Genomic DNA, 16612 nt, shown 5'->3' on the forward strand with positions numbered 1-16612 from the left:
CATCCCTTCTTTCGCCACAGTCCCGCTTAGCTATAACCTTTCTTGTTTTTTAGCACCTACGCCTCATACACCCCCGATGACCAAAAAGGAGGGAACTAAGTCCTTTCTCCAGCCGCCAGCGACGTAGAAAATGCTCCCGTTTCTAAACAGGAGAGTCGTCATGGTTGTAAGGGCAGACAGCTCGAACCGTCTTGACTGGAGGCGGACACAATGAGCACATCAAAATTATCGGAAGACATTTCAGCGTTAGAAAGGTCATCAAGCCCGTCGAATGTGGCTGTGCTGGCAATAGCCCAGGGTTTGTTCACGGCAGCCATCGCAATCGATCTCACATTGACCGGTTTGACGGGATATCAGCTCGCACCCGATAAATCGCTTGCGACTCTGCCCTTTGCACTCATAACCGTAGCAGGCGCGATTGCGACATATTTCGCCTCTACTCTGATGCAGAAAATAGGTAGGCGGCGTGGATTTGTACTAGGTGCTCTCACCGGCGCGATAGGCGGATTGATTTCCGTATGGGCAGTTTTCCTAAACTCTTTCTGGCTGTTTTGCATGGGGACAGCCGCCGTAGGTGTTTTTCAAGCGTTCGCCCAGTATTACCGATTGGCTGCGACAGATTCGGAACCTGACAATCGCAAAGCGCGCGCGATCTCGTTGGTGCTTGCGGGCGGAGTGATAGCCGCTTTTCTTGGGCCTTTGTTGGCAAGTTGGAGCGCGGATTTGTTCCCAGTCCTATTCGCCGGCTCGTACGTGATGGTATGCCTGCTGGGCCTTGCCTCCGCTGCATTACTTTGGCTGGGTTACCAAGATGCACTTCCAGAACCATTGGAACTGCATGACCACGAACAGCCGCCACGCAAATTACTCACAATATTCAAGCAACCTATTTCACTAGCGGCACTCTCGAATAACGTTATTGGCGGCGTGGTGATGATGTTCATCATGACCGCGACACCGCTGGCTGCTGTCGCCAGCAATCACTCCATAAATGATGGCGCCAGCATTATTCAATGGCATTTAGTGGGTATGTACGCGCCGTCACTGTTCGCTGGACGCCTGATTGCCCTATTCGGATTGCCGCCGATTTTATTCCTGGGAATGGCACTAAGTGCAGCTTGCGGATTGATTGCACAGTTTTCGGACAGCTTGACCGCATTCTATATCGCGCTTCTTTTTTTAGGCGTCGGGTGGAATTTTATGTTTGTTGGTGGCACAACCTTATTGACTTCCTCCTACCACCCCTCCGAAAAGGCTAGGGTGCAGGGAGTGGCAGAATTTATTCAATATACGTTCACTGCATTTGCCACTTTGGCCGCCGGCCCCTTATTGCAATTACTTGGCTGGAAGGGCATGAATAATATTGTTTTTCCGCTGATCGCGGTATCCGCCATTATTACCTTAAGGTGGATGCGTGCCGACCGCAGAACAAAAATAGCCAATGGCGAACGCGTTCTAGACAATGAAAACAGGTCTATGACGTGATTTCTCACGCGTGCTGTGCACTGTAAAAAAACCGCGGTGTTGCTGGAGAAGCAAAAACCTTGGCTCCCAAGAAGCGCCATTTCATATTTCATGCGAATTAGCCATCGGAAGTTGGCATTCACACAACAGTCAAGCTAGAACAGGATTAACTTCGGAGTAATTATGAGCGCTAATTCCAAATCTCGCACTAGGCTGGTACTTTATTCGGCAGGCATGCTTTGTATTTCCGGAGTCATTGCCTTTAGTGTGGTCGATAACTCAGAGAAAGCTGCAGCCCAGGAAGGCCAGCTCCCAATCCAAGAGGTAGATGTCGCGGTCGTTAAAAGAGAAACCGTTACCGACTGGCAAATCTATTCTGGCCGATTAGCGGCGGTGGAAAAAGTTGAGGTTAGGCCGCTGGTTGCAGGAACCATAACGGACGTCAACATACATGACGGCCAATTGGTTAAAAAAGGGGACACTCTGTTCGTCATAGATGCACGACCTTACCAAGCACAAGTCGAACGAGCTAAGGGGCAGGTTGCGGCAGCTCAGGCTCGCGCCGCGTACACTAGAAGCGACTGGGAGAGGGCACAGCGTCTAATTACCGAAAATGCAATCGCAAAACGTGACTACGATGAAAAAAACAACGCAGCATTGGAGGCCAGTGCCAATCTTAAAACTGCTGAAGCGGCGCTGGATGCAGCTAAAATTGATCTCGGCCATACGCAGATTACAGCTCCAATTTCTGGTCGCGTATCGCGGGCAGAAATAACACTAGGGAACATCGTAAACGCCGGGGCAGGCGCAGCGCCTTTAACGATGCTCGTCTCTGTGAACCCCATTTATGCAGAGTTCAACGCTGATGAGCAGACTTATCTTAAGTACATCAACAGACTCGGCAATAAGGCTAATGTTCCGGTTGATTTAGGGCTTGCAGATGAGACAGGGTATTCGCGCAGGGGAGTCATCCAATCCGTAGACAATGAACTCGACACTACCTCAGGCACTATCCGCATGCGTGCACGGTTCGACAACGCTGATGGCACTATGGTCCCGGGGCTATATGCGCGTGTAAAAGTGGGCGGCAGTGAACCATACGCGGCCCTTCTTATTGATGATGCGGCAATTGGCACCGATCAAGATAAGCGATTTGTCTTGGTTGTGGGAAAGGATGACCATATTGTTTATCGCCCGGTAGCGCTGGGAAATCTACAAGGCAATGATCGTATTATTACATCTGGACTAAAAGAAGGCGAACGGGTAGTGATCGGTGGTATTCAACGAGTCCGTCCTGGGGAGCAGGTTCTAGGAAAGATAGTTCCCCCCAGCGACGTTCAGGCTAACAACAGTCACTGACCCACGACAGCACTAAAAATACCCCAATAAACAATCAATGCCTCTCGGTTACGTTCGATTTGTTGGGCCAAACATCGCTTGTAAAACAGAGTGCACTCTTAAGCATACTGCTGTCTTTTTATCTTCAAGCAGCGCTGAGAGCAAGTAGCCGCCTCACTTAAAGAGTCATTAATGAACATATCAAAGTTCTTCATTGATCGTCCGATCTTTGCGGGCGTACTATCTGTGGTGATCCTGCTTGCAGGGTTGATAGCAATATTCAAATTACCGATTTCTGAGTATCCAGAGGTCGTTCCACCCTCGGTCACAATCAGCGCGCAGTATCCTGGAGCGAACCCAAAAGTCATTGCCGAGACAGTTGCAGCGCCGCTTGAGGAAAAAATCAACGGCGTTGAAAATATGCTGTACATGCAGTCTCAAGCGAACAGTGACGGTAACCTGACCATCACTGTAACTTTCGCATTAGGAACTGACCCGGACTTGGCTACCCAGTTGGTACAGAACCGAGTCAATCAAGCATTGCCACGACTGCCCGAAGATGTACAACGATTGGGTGTTACTACGCTCAAAAGCTCTTCTTCATTAGTTCTTTTTCTGCACCTCGTGTCACCAAATGATCGGTACGACACAACGTATTTGAGGAACTACGGCGTACGGAACGTCAAAACGCGCTTTGAGCGGATACCTGGCGTTGGCCGTGTCGATATGTGGGGAGCAGGTGACTACGCAATGCGTGTGTGGCTCGATCCGCAGAAGGTGGCACAGCGTAATCTCACCGCCTCGGAGATTGTCACTTCCATTCAAGAACAGAACATCCAGGTTGCTGCTGGTGCCGTTGGTGCTGCGCCTTCTTCGCCGGGTACTGCGGTGCAGCTGACAATCAATGCCCAGGGTCGCTTGAAGACCGTAGACGAGTTCCGCGACATCGTTCTCAAAACTAGCCCGAATGGCGCAGTTACTCATCTGCGGGATGTCGCCCGAGTCGAACTTTCTGCGGCTGAATACGGATTGCGTGCGCTGCTGGACAACAAACCCGCCGTCTCCCTCGCCATCTACCAATTGCCAGGCGCTAACGCGCTAGAGATCTCTGACCAAATCCGCGCTGCACTCAAAGATCTCAGCGCTGATTTCCCTCCAGGCCTGGATTACAGGCTTATCTACGACCCCACTCGCTTCGTGAAGTCGAGCATTCAGGCGGTTATAGAAACACTGCTCGAAGCCATCGCACTGGTAGTCGTGGTCGTCATTGTGTTCCTTCAATCATGGCGTACAGCAATCATCCCTTTGATCGCTGTACCGGTATCCATCATCGGTACCTTTGCGCTATTGCTGGCCTTCGGCTTCTCGATCAATGCCCTGTCGCTTTTCGGAATGGTGTTAGCCATAGGTATCGTCGTCGACGATGCCATCGTTGTGGTTGAAAACGTGGAGAGGAACATAGCCAGCGGTCTGACCCCGAGGGACGCCACGTATAAAGCCATGCAAGAGGTCAGCGGCCCCATCATTGCTATCGCACTCACGTTGGTTGCTGTGTTTGTACCGTTGGCATTTATGAGCGGTCTCACGGGCCAGTTCTACAAGCAGTTTGCGATGACCATTGCAATCTCTACGGTGATCTCTGCTTTCAACTCACTCACGCTCTCTCCAGCCCTCAGCGCACTACTTTTGCGTAGCCACGACGCTAAGCAAGACGCCTTAACACGGGTGATGAATAAGCTACTGGGCGGTTTTTTTCGAGCGTTCAACAAGGTTTTCAATCGTGGCTCGGAGCAATACTCGAAAGGCGTAACAGGCGTCCTTAAGCGCAAGGGCAGCATGCTGGTTGTTTATGTGGTTCTTCTGGGGCTCACGGCGGTTATGGGGAACGTTGTGCCTGCTGGGTTCATTCCCATGCAGGACAAGGAGTACTTAGTCACCATCGCCCAGCTTCCCAATGGCGCTTCTCTTGACCGTACGGAAGAAGTGATTCGCCAGATGAGCGAAATAGTCATGAAGCAGCCGGGCGCAGCTCACGCAGTCGGCTTCCCTGGCATGTCCGTTAACGGATTCATGAACAGCTCTAGCGCAGGGATTGTCTTTGTCCCCCTCAAGCCTCTCAGCGAACGTACATCGAAAGATGAGTCCGCCGCGGCCATCGTCGCATCCCTTAACCAAAAGTTCGCCAGTATCAAAGGAGCCTATGTCGCAGCCTTTCCCCCGCCTCCAATACTCGGGCTTGGCACACTGGGCGGCTTCAAAATGCAGCTGGAAGACCAAGGTAGCCTAGGGTATGAGGAGCTTAACAAGGCCACTCAAGCATTCATGGCCAAGGCTGCGGTGACCCCGGAGCTTGGTGGGTCACTAACAAATTATCAGATCAACTTCCCGCAGCTAAACGTCGAGCTAGACCGTGTGAAAGCCAAACAGCTGGGCGTGTCCGTTACCGATGTATTCAAGACCATGCAGGTATACCTTGGCTCCTTGTATGTGAATGACTTCAACAGTTTTGGCCGTGTATACCAGGTACGAGTGCAGGCCGACGCACCGTTTCGTCAGCGAGCAGATGACATCCTTCAGCTGAAAACCAGAAACGACCGTGGGGAAATGGTGCCCCTATCGTCTCTGGTTCGTATCACCCCAACCTACGGTCCGGACATGGTGGTTCGATATAACGGCTACACCGCAGCGGATATTAACGGCGGCCCAGCGCCGGGCTATTCGTCTGGCCAGGCCCAAGCAGCAGCAGAGCGCATTGCAGCAGAGGTGTTGCCTCAAGGCGTAAAATTTGAGTGGACTGAGCTGACTTACCAAAAGGTTTTGGCAGGTAATGCCGGGATGTGGGTATTCCCTGTCAGCGTCCTGCTCGTATTCCTCGTACTGGCCGCACTGTATGAAAGCTTGACCCTTCCTTTGGCGGTAATCCTGATCGTTCCCATGAGCATCTTGTGTGCACTCACGGGGGTGTGGCTCACGCAGGGAGACAACAACATCTTTACCCAGATCGGGTTAATGGTATTGGTCGCATTGGCTTCCAAAAACGCCATCTTGATAGTCGAGTTCGCCAGAGAACTAGAGCACGACGGGTACACAACCCTGAAGGCAGCCATTGAAGCGAGCCGCTTGCGTCTCCGGCCGATTCTCATGACTTCCATCGCCTTCATTATGGGCGTTGTTCCACTCGTGTTTTCCACTGGGGCGGGCTCAGAAATGCGTCAAGCCATGGGGATCTCGGTGTTTTTCGGCATGCTGGGCGTGACCCTGTTCGGTCTCGCACTGACACCTGTCTTCTACGTGGTCCTGCGTACGCTGGCAGGTGGCAAAGTACACGTGGCTCAAAAAGACGCGCCTCACCTGACAACGGAAGCATTGGACGCATGATCGGAGCCAAACGAATGATCCAATTACCCAAAAAGTCTATTTTTGGACTGCTAACTTCCTCAGCGCTGCTATCGCTTCTATCAGCATGCTCTGTGGAGCCGACATACAACCGCCCCGACGTCCCGACTCCGCAGGCGTTCAAGGAAGCTTCGGCTGAACAGAAGCAAGCATCATTGCCCAAAGATAGCGCCTGGAAAAACGCTGAACCGGCCGATGCCGAGCATCGTGGGGAATGGTGGCTAGTCTTTGGCGATCCGGTGCTAAACGACATGGAGCGGCAAGCCGCAGAGGCTAATCAGAATCTGAAGGCGGCTGCCGCACGAGTCCAGCAATCGAGAGCCTTAACCCAATCAGCCCGAGCGGGATGGTTCCCGTCCTTAGATGCGGGATTTGGTCCTACGCGTGAACGCCTGTCTCCTGCCTCACAATTGTTGTCTGACGATGCGAGTGGGTCCACGCAGACTCTTTGGCGGGCGCAGGCGACAGCCTCTTACGAGGTAGACCTGTTCGGGAAGGTGGATTCGCAAGTGAACACAGCGCTCGCTAATCAAGCACAGAACGAGGCGCTGTATCGTTCTGTACTGTTAGCCCTCCAAGCTGATGTGGCTAAAAATTATTTCGAGCTGCGTGAGTACGACAACCAACTTCGACTATTTCGTCGCACGGTCACCCTGCGTGAAAACACCCTGAAATTAGTAGAGGGGCGATTCAAAGAGGGCGACATAAGCGAACTTGACCTATCGCGAGCGCGCAACGAACTATCGACTGCGAGGGCGGACTCGGTAGGGATCGCACGGCTCCGCGCGACGTCAGAGCATAGTCTTGCAGTGTTGTTGGGTAAGTCTCCTGCCGACTTCGACTTCCCTGACTCACCTTTAGAGCCCATCGCGACTCAGGTGCCTATCGGGTTACCATCAGCTCTACTCGAGCGCCGTCCAGATATTGCTGCCGCCGAGAGAGCTATGGCCGCGGCTAACGCACAAATCGGATTGGCGAAATCAGCATTTTTTCCGCGGCTTAACATAAATGCTTCCGCCGGCTTCGAGTCGTCATCGCTAGGGAATCTGTTCGACTGGTCAACTCGGTCTTTTTTACTAGGCCCCCTTGCAGGAACGGCGCTGACGTTGCCGATATTTGATGGTGGTCGGAGGAAAGCAGATCTCGCCTCTGCAAGGGCTCGATACGACGAGCAGGTTGCGAAGTATCGGGAGCAAGTATTGGTGGCCTTCAGAGAGGTAGAAGACAACCTTGCAGATCTGAGGTTGCTCGATGATCAGAAAAATAATCAAAGCGAAGCTGTTGCAGCATCAATACGGACAGAGCGACTTTCTAAAACTCAGTATGAAGAGGGACAAATTAGCTACTTGGACGTTATCGATGCTCAGCGCCAGGTCTTACAAACCGAACTGCAACTGAGCCGTCTGACGGGCACTCAAGCCATTGCAACGGTGAGCCTGATTAGAGCATTAGGTGGGGGGTGGGACCGAGCCGACGCTAACATTGCCTCCGATGGGCCTAAGCGTTGATCACGCAGCCTGAACGGCTTTGAATTGCTCATGAAAAGCGGGTCAAGTTGACCCGCTTTTTTATGCTTAAAACCCAACGGAAATTTCCCGGCCAGAGTCAAACTGTAGTAAGTGTCCACCCAACATACCTTGTCCGATTAGACGGTGCCTACTTGTCGCAAGATTGCACTTCAATTGACTACGCGTTTGCATTCGATTTGACCTTTCATTGTGAGCGTCCGGCGACCTGACCTAGGTACTCGGCACCGATCGCCTGAATGCAGGAGTCTCGCAATCTGTTTTCCCGGAACGCTTACGCAAAAAACCGCAACCCTACAGTTCACGTACCATCACCAAGTCTCGGTGGACATCATCGCCGCATTGAAAACTGGTTTCTCCTACTGTCAAAAATCCATTACGCTGGTAGAAGCCTATTGCGCGGACATTCTGATCATTCACCGTGAGCCGGATACGTTCTGAAATACCAGCAAGCGTCTCAGTTAAGAGGAGCTGTGCGGCACCGGTTCCATGGTGTTTTGAATCGACATAGCATCGTTTCAACTCAGGGATGCCATCCGCCAGTGGGATGTTTAATCGATCTGGTTTGTAATCGACCAAACTGAAACCCACGATATCTCCGGCTTTCTCCAACACTCGCACTTCTTGGTTTGACGAATCCAGCGCGGCCTGAAAACAACGCGCGGTCAGATTTTCGCTGATGTAGCGCTCTAATTCTTCTGCTGGAGTGTCTGCTGGGCACGCCAGTGAAAAGGTAGCCTTCGCGATTCTACTCATGCTCTCAGAGTCACCCGTTATCGCTGGACGCACACGCATTCATCGCTCCTTGGATTGGTAAATATTAGCGCGTACCGACCATTGAGTTGGCAGCACGCAACTCAAGTGTTACGAAGTGAGCCCATGGAATGCAAGCCTGTCGAGATCCCATGAGCGCGAATAATGACCAAACAAGGAGCCTCGGCCGGACTACAACAGAGCTGTGAGGTCAGTTCGTATGCGTCCGCCGAAGTCACATTGCATAACTAAGCAGATATGCGCCGCCGATCCCCATCGCTCATATCCCGGGCGAGTAGCTCAACTTCGTACAAGCCGCCAATCGAGTGCAGTGCCTTACAAACCGCAGCCAGCCGGGACCGGTCTTGGCCCTTCGCGAACTTACGATTCTGGGCTGGGGCCCAACTCCCCGAAGCCGCGATTCTTGACGGAAGAAACCTGCAGTTTGGTGCCACCGTAAGTGGGTCATCCCGTGACCGGTAATGAGGGAAAAAAGTCGTTTCCGCCTCCTGTAGTCAGACGTAGAGTCGAACGTTCGAACGGCAAGATTGACTCATCCTCATCCAGGAGAAGGACGCTCATCACCGTTCAGGCGCTTCAATGCAAGGAAACGAGAAATGGCCAAAAAGTGCTTGGGATCCCAGCGGGTGACCCGATGTTTGCAGCGAACAAAAGCGGCTATGAGAGTCATGGCCACTCATGACGCCCTGCCCAAATGTAGCACATTGAAGATCGCGATTTTTTTGACCTAGACCGCTAAAAACAAAGCGAAACTTTCTAACAGGTAAATGCATGTATGAGCGAAAAGACATTGTTATTGACCGGTGCCAGTCGTGGCATAGGCCATGCCACCGTCAAACACTTTCAAGCCGCTGGGTGGAGGATTTTCACCGCCTCTCGCCAGGACTGGGTCGCTGAATGCCCATGGGCCGAGGGCTTACTCAACCACATTCATCTTGATCTCGAAGATATTGATAGCGTCAGTGACAGCCTGGCGGCCATCAGGGAAAAATTGGGCGGGCGCTTGGATGCATTGGTAAACAATGCCGGAGTTTCGCCTAAGGGGCCTGAGGGGACACGCCTTGGTGTTCTGGAGTCCGACTATGCAACCTGGATCAAGGTCTTCAATGTCAATCTGTTTTCTACGGCCCTCCTTGCGCGAGGGCTGTTTGATGAATTGAAAGCTGCAAAAGGCAGCATCATCAACGTTACCTCTATTGCAGGATCCAAGGTGCACCCGTTCGCTGGTGTCGCTTATTCCACATCCAAAGCTGCGCTCTCCGCCCTGACTCGGGAAATGGCCTTTGATTTCGGCCGACATGGCGTAAGGGTCAACGCTATCGCACCTGGAGAAATCGAAACCTCAATACTGTCCGCAGGCACTGCGGAAATCGTTGAACGGCTAGTGCCGATGAACCGGCTGGGAAAACCTGAAGAAGTTGCCTCGCTCGTCTACTTCCTTTGCACCGGTGGCGCTTCTTATGTAAACGGCGCAGAGATTCACGTTAACGGTGGCCAGCATGTCTAACGTTGATGGCCGGATCTGAGAATGTTAAGCCATAGTGAGAAAAGGTCCTGTAGCAGCAGTTTTCAACGTGGTGATTCGGCTTAGGGCATGGGCAGATGATAGGGCTCGAACTTATTGCTGGCGGTCAGTTTGCTCTGCATGGGGCAGCCATAATCCGGCACAGAGCATGGACTTCACTGACCGTTCAACCCATGGTTGGGCCGGTAGTATTTGTTGCCTAATCTGTACTGTGGCGAAGTTGAGCATCGCCTTACTTTTCTGCCTGACCTTGCTACTACGAATCGGACAAAAGCCGCGCTCTCGTCGCGAGATGCACTGCAAGGCAACCCTCTGGATACTCCTGGTCCTCAGCCCATCCTCGAGCTTTCCCTCAGTTAACGCTTACAAGGGGGCCGGCTTGATTAGTCTGCCACCGCTCGTTTTTTGTCGTCCGTTTACGCTAGGTCGTCGCTGCAGCGACTGCCGGTGAATGCCGTCCAATCGTCTTGTAGAGAAGGCAGTATGTCTCGCGTTATTAATCACTCCGGTTGCAGATCCAGTGCTCCCGAAGGTCTGACTTTCAGTTTTCCTGCATTCAATAAATCGCAAGCGGCGATGGCATGGAGGCTGGTATGCGCTCTGTAGTTATTCCTTCAGGCGTTTCGCGGCTGGTTAGCAAAACGTCGCGCATAAACAGTCGTGGCGACTTCCTATTGCCGTTTCCAGACTATCCCTGCAACGCACGCAGCTTTGTTCAACTGGATGCCAGATTGCTGCCTTACTGGCATACGTTGTTCGATGTATGTCCGGGGCTGCTCAAGCTAGATCCACCAGACGGCTTGAACATATTTCGCAGTTTTATGACCTGGGCGTACCGCAATCATCCGTCGCTGAATTGGACTTACTACCTGAGTGTCTGCCGTTGGTTACTCACGTCGACCTATCAGGCGCACATCAACGAAGAACACATTGATGCCTTCATGACTGCGGCAGCGGCCCGGTGGATAAACACTGACGACAGCCAAGCGCGAGGACTGGTGTTGGCTTGGCAGGGCTCGCCGATGAGGGTGTTTGACTGGAAAGTAGCGCCTCGTTTTATCGCTGGTGTTGACCCTGAAAAAGAGGATTTCCCACCGGCACTCTGGGATTTTTCCTGGTGTCCTCTGACGGGGAAAGGGGGTGCCGGGTTTCGACGCTGGTTGCCCATCCCCGGATACGAGCGGCAGACACAGGTATCGAGGGCCGCGCGTGATGAGCAGAAGTCCTGCTAATGCGTAAGCGTCACATTATCGGAGCACGGCTGAGCCTGTTCGCCATGCTAATGATTTTTGCCGGCCCCCTGATCAGTCAGGGGATCAGCCTTTCCCATGGCAAAAGTCAACCAATGAGCATGGCTGGCATGGAGTGCCACGACATGCTTGGCACGAGCCAGATGTATCACCATGCCTCTGCCGGCAAGACCCATGATCTGGTCGTGTGGGAAAAATGCGGATATTGCTCTCTTCTGTTCCAGCATCCCGCTCTCGCCGAGTCAAACCTGTCCAGTTTTCAACTTAATGTTCCACCGTTACAGCTTTTTTCTACTCACCTAATTCCCCAGCAAGCAGCGCCACCGATATTCCTCGGTGCGAGAAGCCGAGCGCCACCGATTCGATCGTTGAACGTCACATCCAGTTTTGGCTGAACGCGCATTGCCGACTCTGCATCGACAGGCTTTTGAGTCCGCCGATACCGAATCCCCCTGCGCGTTCTGCTTCACATGACCTTTATCGGAAGATCCCATGTACTCGGACAAGAACGGGCCGCTGTTTTACATTGATCCATCGCGTCTGCGTTGGCGCCATGCCTTTTGCGTGTTTCTGGGGCTAGCATTACCGGTCATTGCCCACCCACAAGACGGTGCCGTGGATGTACCCCCAACATCCGATCAATCACAGATTTGGACGTTGGAAACCATAAACGTTTCTGGGTCGCGTGAAGGCTACAGCGCACCATCTTCTGCGTCGGCCACTCGCACCGACACGCCCCTGGTCGAAGTCCCGCAATCCGTGCAAGTTGTCACGCAAACGATGCTTAAGGAGCAGGACATTCATTCGCTTGCTGACGCGCTGGTTAACGTCTCAGGGGTAAGAGCAACCAAGCCGCAAGAGGCACTGTTCGCTCAGCCAATCGTGCGCGGTTTTCCGGCGGAAATTTACATGAACGGGCTGCCTGCATTTGGCGGCACGGCAGCGAGCATCGACCCGACCAGCCTCATCGGCACCGAGCGCATTGAGGTACTCAAAGGCCCAACATCAGCGTTGTACGGCGGCGGTATCGGCGCACCGCTGGGTGGTTTGATCAACGTAGTTTCTAAACGGCCCGAGACCGAGCCAAGTGCACTGCTGTCGATGCGCACCGGTAGCTTCGGCACAGTGAACCCTTCGCTGGATCTCAACACACCCATCGGCGACAAGGTAGCCGCACGGATTGCCGCTGACTATCAAGAAAATGACAGCTGGATTGACCACGTTAACGGCCATCAGTGGTCGATACAACCAAGCATCGCGTTCCAGCTATCGCCAGAGACTGAACTGTTACTGCGCGGCCAATACGAGAATCGCAGCCAGCTCGAATATTCCGGCCTGCCAGCCGCCCAAGCATTGAGTGGGCAGATTGATCGCAACGCCTTCCCAGGAGCGACCAACGGACAGCCTCACACCACTATCGAGAATCGAACAACTACCGCCGAGCTCACGCATGAGCTTAATGACGACACACGACTGACCGTCAGCGCTCAGTATTACGAGGGCAAAGTTCGTGATTATGGCAGCCTTGTATATCCGGACCTTCTGGGACCGAATCCCACGACACCCACGGTTTACCCGATATTCAAGCTTTACCTGCCCACGAACATCCGGGAAAGCACGCTGGATACCAACCTAGGTTCCCGAGTCGAATCGCTGGGTGGAGATCATGAGTTGCTGGTTGGTATCAGTTACGACAACACTCACTTCAGCTCGGGGATGTCCGACATTGAACTCATCGGCGAGCTTGACCTTGCCAATCCGGGATATGAGATTTCCTACGGCGCGACGCCAGAAACAATCGTGTCCCAGACCAACCGTTACGAGACGAAGGCCTTATACGTTCAGGATCAAGCGACCTATGGCCGTTTGCACTTGTTGGGGTCGTTGCGATTGACCCAGCTCGACATCAACCAACAAGAGCAAGGTGTAGATACTTCATATCATCGTTTGACACCACGGTTTGGCATCACCTATGACCTGACCGAAAGTCTTGCGCTCTACACGTCGTATTCCACCGGTTTCAGGGGAGCGTTCAACTTCACTGGTAACGAGTCGCCTAAGCCTGAGCTGTCTCGCAATTATGAGGCAGGCGTCAAACTGGCGTTCAACGATCTGGGCATTTCTGGCACTCTCGCCATGTTCGAGCAGACGCGTCGTAATGTGTCCACCCCTGATCCTGACCCTACCTACGCGATTCTGGGTTACTCGGTACAGAGCGGCGAACAACGCGCTCGCGGGATAGAAGCGGATCTGGTTTGGGAACCGACCGCCGCTTTTTCATTGCTGGGTAACTACGCCTACACCCAGGCAGAAATCACAGAGGACAACTCGATTCCGGTCGGTGATGGACTGCCTCGCGTACCACGGCATAGTGGTCGCCTCGCAGCCCGCTATCGGATACTTGATGGCACCGCTAAAGGACTGGGATTCGGTGTCGGTATTACGGCACTCAGCGCCCGCGAGTTAACCTTGCCTAATACGGTATCCGTGCCAGGCTACGGACTGCTAGATGCTCAGACTTCCTACGGTTTCGACCGCTACACGATCTCGGTTTCGGTGGTAAACCTGACAGGTCGCAAAGTCTTCGAGACCTTTCAGTATCTGGGCTCTCCAGTGGCACTGCCCACTCAACCACGTTCAGCTTACCTGACGCTGACGGCCCGCTTCTAAAGAAACCATCATGATCGATATGCCGTAGTTCCGCGGCCGTAGATAAGAGCGGGTGGGTGGCAGCAAGCTGCCATCCCTACCGCAACCTTACTTAGACATCCAGGCAATCACGGCTTTGTAATCTTCTTCGCTACAGTCCATGCACAATCCCCGTGGGGGCATGGCCTTGAAGCCCTCGGTCACGTGCTTGACCAATGCGTCGGTGCCTTGCTCCAAGCGGGGTTTCCAAGCCACTTGATCACCTTTTTTTGGAGCCATGGGTGACTGGCCGTTATGGCACATAGTGCAGGAGCGGTTGAACACCGCTTCAGGCTCTTGGGCGCCATAAGCATTTGAGAGTACGAGTAAACAAACAGCTGCCAATACTTTTTTCACGGTGGACCTCGTTGGGCATTTTATAATCACGCGACGTCTTTGGAATGAGGGATTACATCCGGAGCGCATGAGTACTTCCGCTGCAATCATGTCCGGCGGAAAGCTCACCGGTAGGGAGTTTTGAGTTTAGTAAGAGTGTCTTCACATCCCAAGTGCGACAGGCCGCCGCACCAGGCAGCCTAATCGTTGAGTTGAGGTGCGCCTGAGAGAGCCAGGCGCGCTATCCGTGGCAAGTTGTCGCAGGTGATTCTTTATGTCGATGCGTGCCGCATTCACGTGTAGGTACGATGATTTTTCTTAGTAAAATTAACTACGTTTCATGAGTACCAAGGTACTACGACGGTTTTGTCACTTCTCTCATTTGGATCCGTCCCGCTTACAATCGCTTTATCGAGCCACAGCTCCATGATCGTTTGCAGTTCGGTCTTGATCCCAAACGGGTAGCTTGCTCCGTATGCGTGACAACTCCCAGTGGGGAGCCGGCGCCTAACAAGGATACGCAAATCTAAATTTAATCTCCGACATCCGCGGCTGCTGAGCGGAGTACTTACAATGCGCATAATCAGGTTGCGATACCCTTCAGGTAGTCAGGCGTATTTCAGCACATCTGCGGACTTGTTCGGAGAATCCCTAGGTGCGTAAAGCACGTAGAAGCGATTGGGAGCCGACGCGCGAGTAGCCCATCATGGCCCTGCATCGAAACGATGCCGCAGTGAGAGGCCGAATATACGTGTGCAGTCGGCACGGGCTCCAAAGCGAGGGTAAAGTGAAGGAAGCTTGCAACGATGAGGAGTCCATATACGGTCATTCGCTCATGACGACAGCCGCATTTCTCCACGAGCGACGGGAAGGAAGCAGTGCCTTTTTGTAAGCGCTTTATGAATTACTCACATTGTTCCTTTACTTAAATCATCGAATGTACTGATCCATTACTCGCGCCTGTTTACAAGTGACACGGCTTTCTGGGTGGCAACGCTAGTTAGGGTGGCCAGTTTACGCACTTCGTCGGCAACTACCGCGAAACCGCGCCCTGCTTCACCCGCACGAGCTGCTTCAATGGCCGCGTTTAGGGCGAGCAAATTGGTTTGATTGGCTATGTTACGTATGGTCGAAACAATGTCTGTAAGCTCCGCCAGTTTGCCTTCCAACTCTTGCCGCTGGGCCTCTTGAATTGCCCGCAAACTCTGCTGTTCATGCTGGACGTGAATGTCCTCCAATGAGCCAACAACTCTGATCGGGCTACCATCAGCCGCCCGTCGTGTTTCCGCCCGAGCACGAAACCAACGGTATTCGCCGGTTTTCATTCGTAAACGACATTTACTATCCAGCGATGTCTTACCTGAATGGTCATTGAGATGGGCTAAGAATTGCTCAACATTGTCGGCAAGCTCATCTGGGTGCATCTGTTTGGTGAGACTGTCCAAGCGACCTGGAAAATCCTGTTCGTTTTCAAAACCAAGCAGGCTGCGGTACTGCTGTGACCACCACAATTTATTGTTTGGATTTATGGGATCACCTGCGATTATTTCCATATCCCAAACGCCGTCACTAAGCAGCTCCCGAGACAGTTCAAAACGTGTAAGTGTTTTCAACAACTCGCTTTCCCGCTCTCGCTCGAATTGTATATCACGTAGTAACCCTACCACGCGTCGCTTCTTGCTACCGTTAACAGCCACGCTACCAGCTACGCAGCAAAACCAGGCCTCTGTGCCATCAGCCCTGATCATACGAATTTCACGCTGCCCGCTACCCTGCTGTCGCAGCAACGTCGATAGCCAGTCCAGAACCTCTAACCGACTATCTTTAGATACTTGCGCAAACCAATTGCCAAAGCTAAGTTCCTGTCCTAAACCGACCATGTCCCGAAAGCGAGATGAACACCAGAAAGCATTGGCTGGGTCAGTCAGTTCCAGCGCTTGTACCTCCAGCTCCCACATACCGTCTTGGCCTAAATTGTTAAGATGTTCAAGCCGAGCGCTATCGCGCTGTTGATGTTTCGTGAAGCCCGTAATCCTTTGGTTTAGTTCGTCTATTTGTATCTTCGCTTCTGCAAGTTCTGCGATCAAATTTTGCTCACGAGAATGCAATCCTAATAGGGCTTTTTTTGCCCTATTTGTCATTGGGTGCTTTTCGCTGGCAAAAAGCTCACCGTCAAATGCATGCCTTTCAATACTCAATACTAAACACTCAAATATTCGAGAATTTAGCGCAGACTTACTCCAAGCGAACATGTTCTACCCTCTCTTTGTGAGAAACCTAGGGATGCTCCGATCAACTTGCCGCATAACCGTTGA

The 16612-nt window shown here is 52.6% G+C and carries 10 protein-coding genes and 2 pseudogenes; 8 read left to right on the plus strand and 4 right to left on the minus strand.

Annotated elements, in window-relative coordinates; genetic code table 11:
• Positions 1-210: 210 nt before the first annotated feature.
• From KW846_RS11020 to KW846_RS11035, 4 genes are all read left to right on the plus strand, one after another.
• Positions 211-1485 carry an MFS transporter gene (locus KW846_RS11020; RefSeq protein WP_218482252.1) on the plus strand — a complete coding sequence of 425 codons (1275 nt, stop codon included), beginning with the start codon at positions 211-213 and terminating at the stop codon, positions 1483-1485.
• 162 nt (positions 1486-1647) lie between these two features.
• On the plus strand, positions 1648-2823 hold the full coding sequence (locus KW846_RS11025) for an efflux RND transporter periplasmic adaptor subunit (protein WP_218482253.1): 1176 nt from the start codon (positions 1648-1650) through the stop codon (positions 2821-2823).
• A gap of 171 nt (positions 2824-2994) precedes the next feature.
• Positions 2995-6180: an efflux RND transporter permease subunit gene (locus KW846_RS11030; protein WP_218482254.1), complete on the plus strand. Its 3186-nt coding sequence runs from the start codon at positions 2995-2997 to the stop codon at positions 6178-6180.
• Between the two features lie 14 nt (positions 6181-6194).
• Positions 6195-7706, plus strand: coding sequence for an efflux transporter outer membrane subunit (locus tag KW846_RS11035; RefSeq protein ID WP_256356686.1), 1512 nt, complete (start codon positions 6195-6197; stop codon positions 7704-7706).
• Between the two features lie 312 nt (positions 7707-8018).
• On the opposite strand, the gene KW846_RS11040 is transcribed toward KW846_RS11035, so the two are convergent.
• Positions 8019-8519, minus strand: a complete 501-nt coding sequence (locus tag KW846_RS11040) for a GNAT family N-acetyltransferase (RefSeq protein ID WP_218482256.1) — start codon at positions 8517-8519, stop codon at positions 8019-8021.
• A 754-nt stretch (positions 8520-9273) separates the two neighbouring features.
• Here KW846_RS11040 and KW846_RS11045 point away from each other — a divergent pair.
• From KW846_RS11045 to KW846_RS11060, 4 genes are all read left to right on the plus strand, one after another.
• The gene (locus KW846_RS11045) at positions 9274-10005 is read left to right on the plus strand and encodes an SDR family NAD(P)-dependent oxidoreductase (protein ID WP_025110493.1); all 732 of its coding nucleotides are present in this window, start codon (positions 9274-9276) and stop codon (positions 10003-10005) included.
• A gap of 611 nt (positions 10006-10616) precedes the next feature.
• Positions 10617-11255, plus strand: a complete 639-nt coding sequence (locus tag KW846_RS11050; protein WP_218482257.1) for a putative natural product biosynthesis protein — start codon at positions 10617-10619, stop codon at positions 11253-11255.
• Entirely contained in the window at positions 11255-11668 is a 414-nt protein-coding gene (locus KW846_RS11055; RefSeq protein WP_218482258.1) for a DUF2946 domain-containing protein, read from the plus strand. The genes KW846_RS11050 and KW846_RS11055 overlap by 1 nt, the downstream gene beginning before the upstream one ends.
• Before the next feature lie 97 nt (positions 11669-11765).
• Positions 11766-13943: a TonB-dependent siderophore receptor gene (locus KW846_RS11060; protein WP_218482259.1), complete on the plus strand. Its 2178-nt coding sequence runs from the start codon at positions 11766-11768 to the stop codon at positions 13941-13943.
• 87 nt (positions 13944-14030) lie between these two features.
• On the opposite strand, the gene KW846_RS11065 is transcribed toward KW846_RS11060, so the two are convergent.
• The 3 genes and pseudogenes from KW846_RS11065 to KW846_RS30250 form a co-directional block, all read right to left on the minus strand.
• Positions 14031-14318, minus strand: coding sequence for a c-type cytochrome (locus KW846_RS11065; RefSeq protein ID WP_218482260.1), 288 nt, complete (start codon positions 14316-14318; stop codon positions 14031-14033).
• A 944-nt stretch (positions 14319-15262) separates the two neighbouring features.
• Positions 15263-15535, minus strand: a pseudogene (locus tag KW846_RS30415) (methyl-accepting chemotaxis protein); the annotation flags it as partial.
• 12 nt (positions 15536-15547) lie between these two features.
• Positions 15548-16549 (minus strand): annotated as a pseudogene (locus KW846_RS30250) (PAS domain-containing protein); the annotation flags it as partial.
• Positions 16550-16612 lie beyond the last annotated feature (63 nt).

The sequence above is a fragment of the Pseudomonas sp. PDM32 genome (assembly GCF_019219225.1).
Lineage (GTDB): Bacteria > Pseudomonadota > Gammaproteobacteria > Pseudomonadales > Pseudomonadaceae > Aquipseudomonas > Aquipseudomonas laurylsulfatiphila.

Bases quoted from the DNA above. Each gene is read 5' to 3' on its own strand.
- KW846_RS11060 (WP_218482259.1), top strand. From the start codon at position 11,766: ATGTACTCGGACAAGAACGGGCCGCTGTTTTACATTGATCCATCGCGT.
- KW846_RS11040 (WP_218482256.1), bottom strand. From the start codon at position 8,519: ATGCGTGTGCGTCCAGCGATAACGGGTGACTCTGAGAGCATGAGTAGA.
- KW846_RS11045 (WP_025110493.1), top strand. From the start codon at position 9,274: ATGAGCGAAAAGACATTGTTATTGACCGGTGCCAGTCGTGGCATAGGC.
- KW846_RS11020 (WP_218482252.1), top strand. From the start codon at position 211: ATGAGCACATCAAAATTATCGGAAGACATTTCAGCGTTAGAAAGGTCA.
- KW846_RS11025 (WP_218482253.1), top strand. From the start codon at position 1,648: ATGAGCGCTAATTCCAAATCTCGCACTAGGCTGGTACTTTATTCGGCA.
- KW846_RS11055 (WP_218482258.1), top strand. From the start codon at position 11,255: ATGCGTAAGCGTCACATTATCGGAGCACGGCTGAGCCTGTTCGCCATG.
- KW846_RS11035 (WP_256356686.1), top strand. From the start codon at position 6,195: ATGATCCAATTACCCAAAAAGTCTATTTTTGGACTGCTAACTTCCTCA.
- KW846_RS11050 (WP_218482257.1), top strand. From the start codon at position 10,617: ATGCGCTCTGTAGTTATTCCTTCAGGCGTTTCGCGGCTGGTTAGCAAA.
- KW846_RS11030 (WP_218482254.1), top strand. From the start codon at position 2,995: ATGAACATATCAAAGTTCTTCATTGATCGTCCGATCTTTGCGGGCGTA.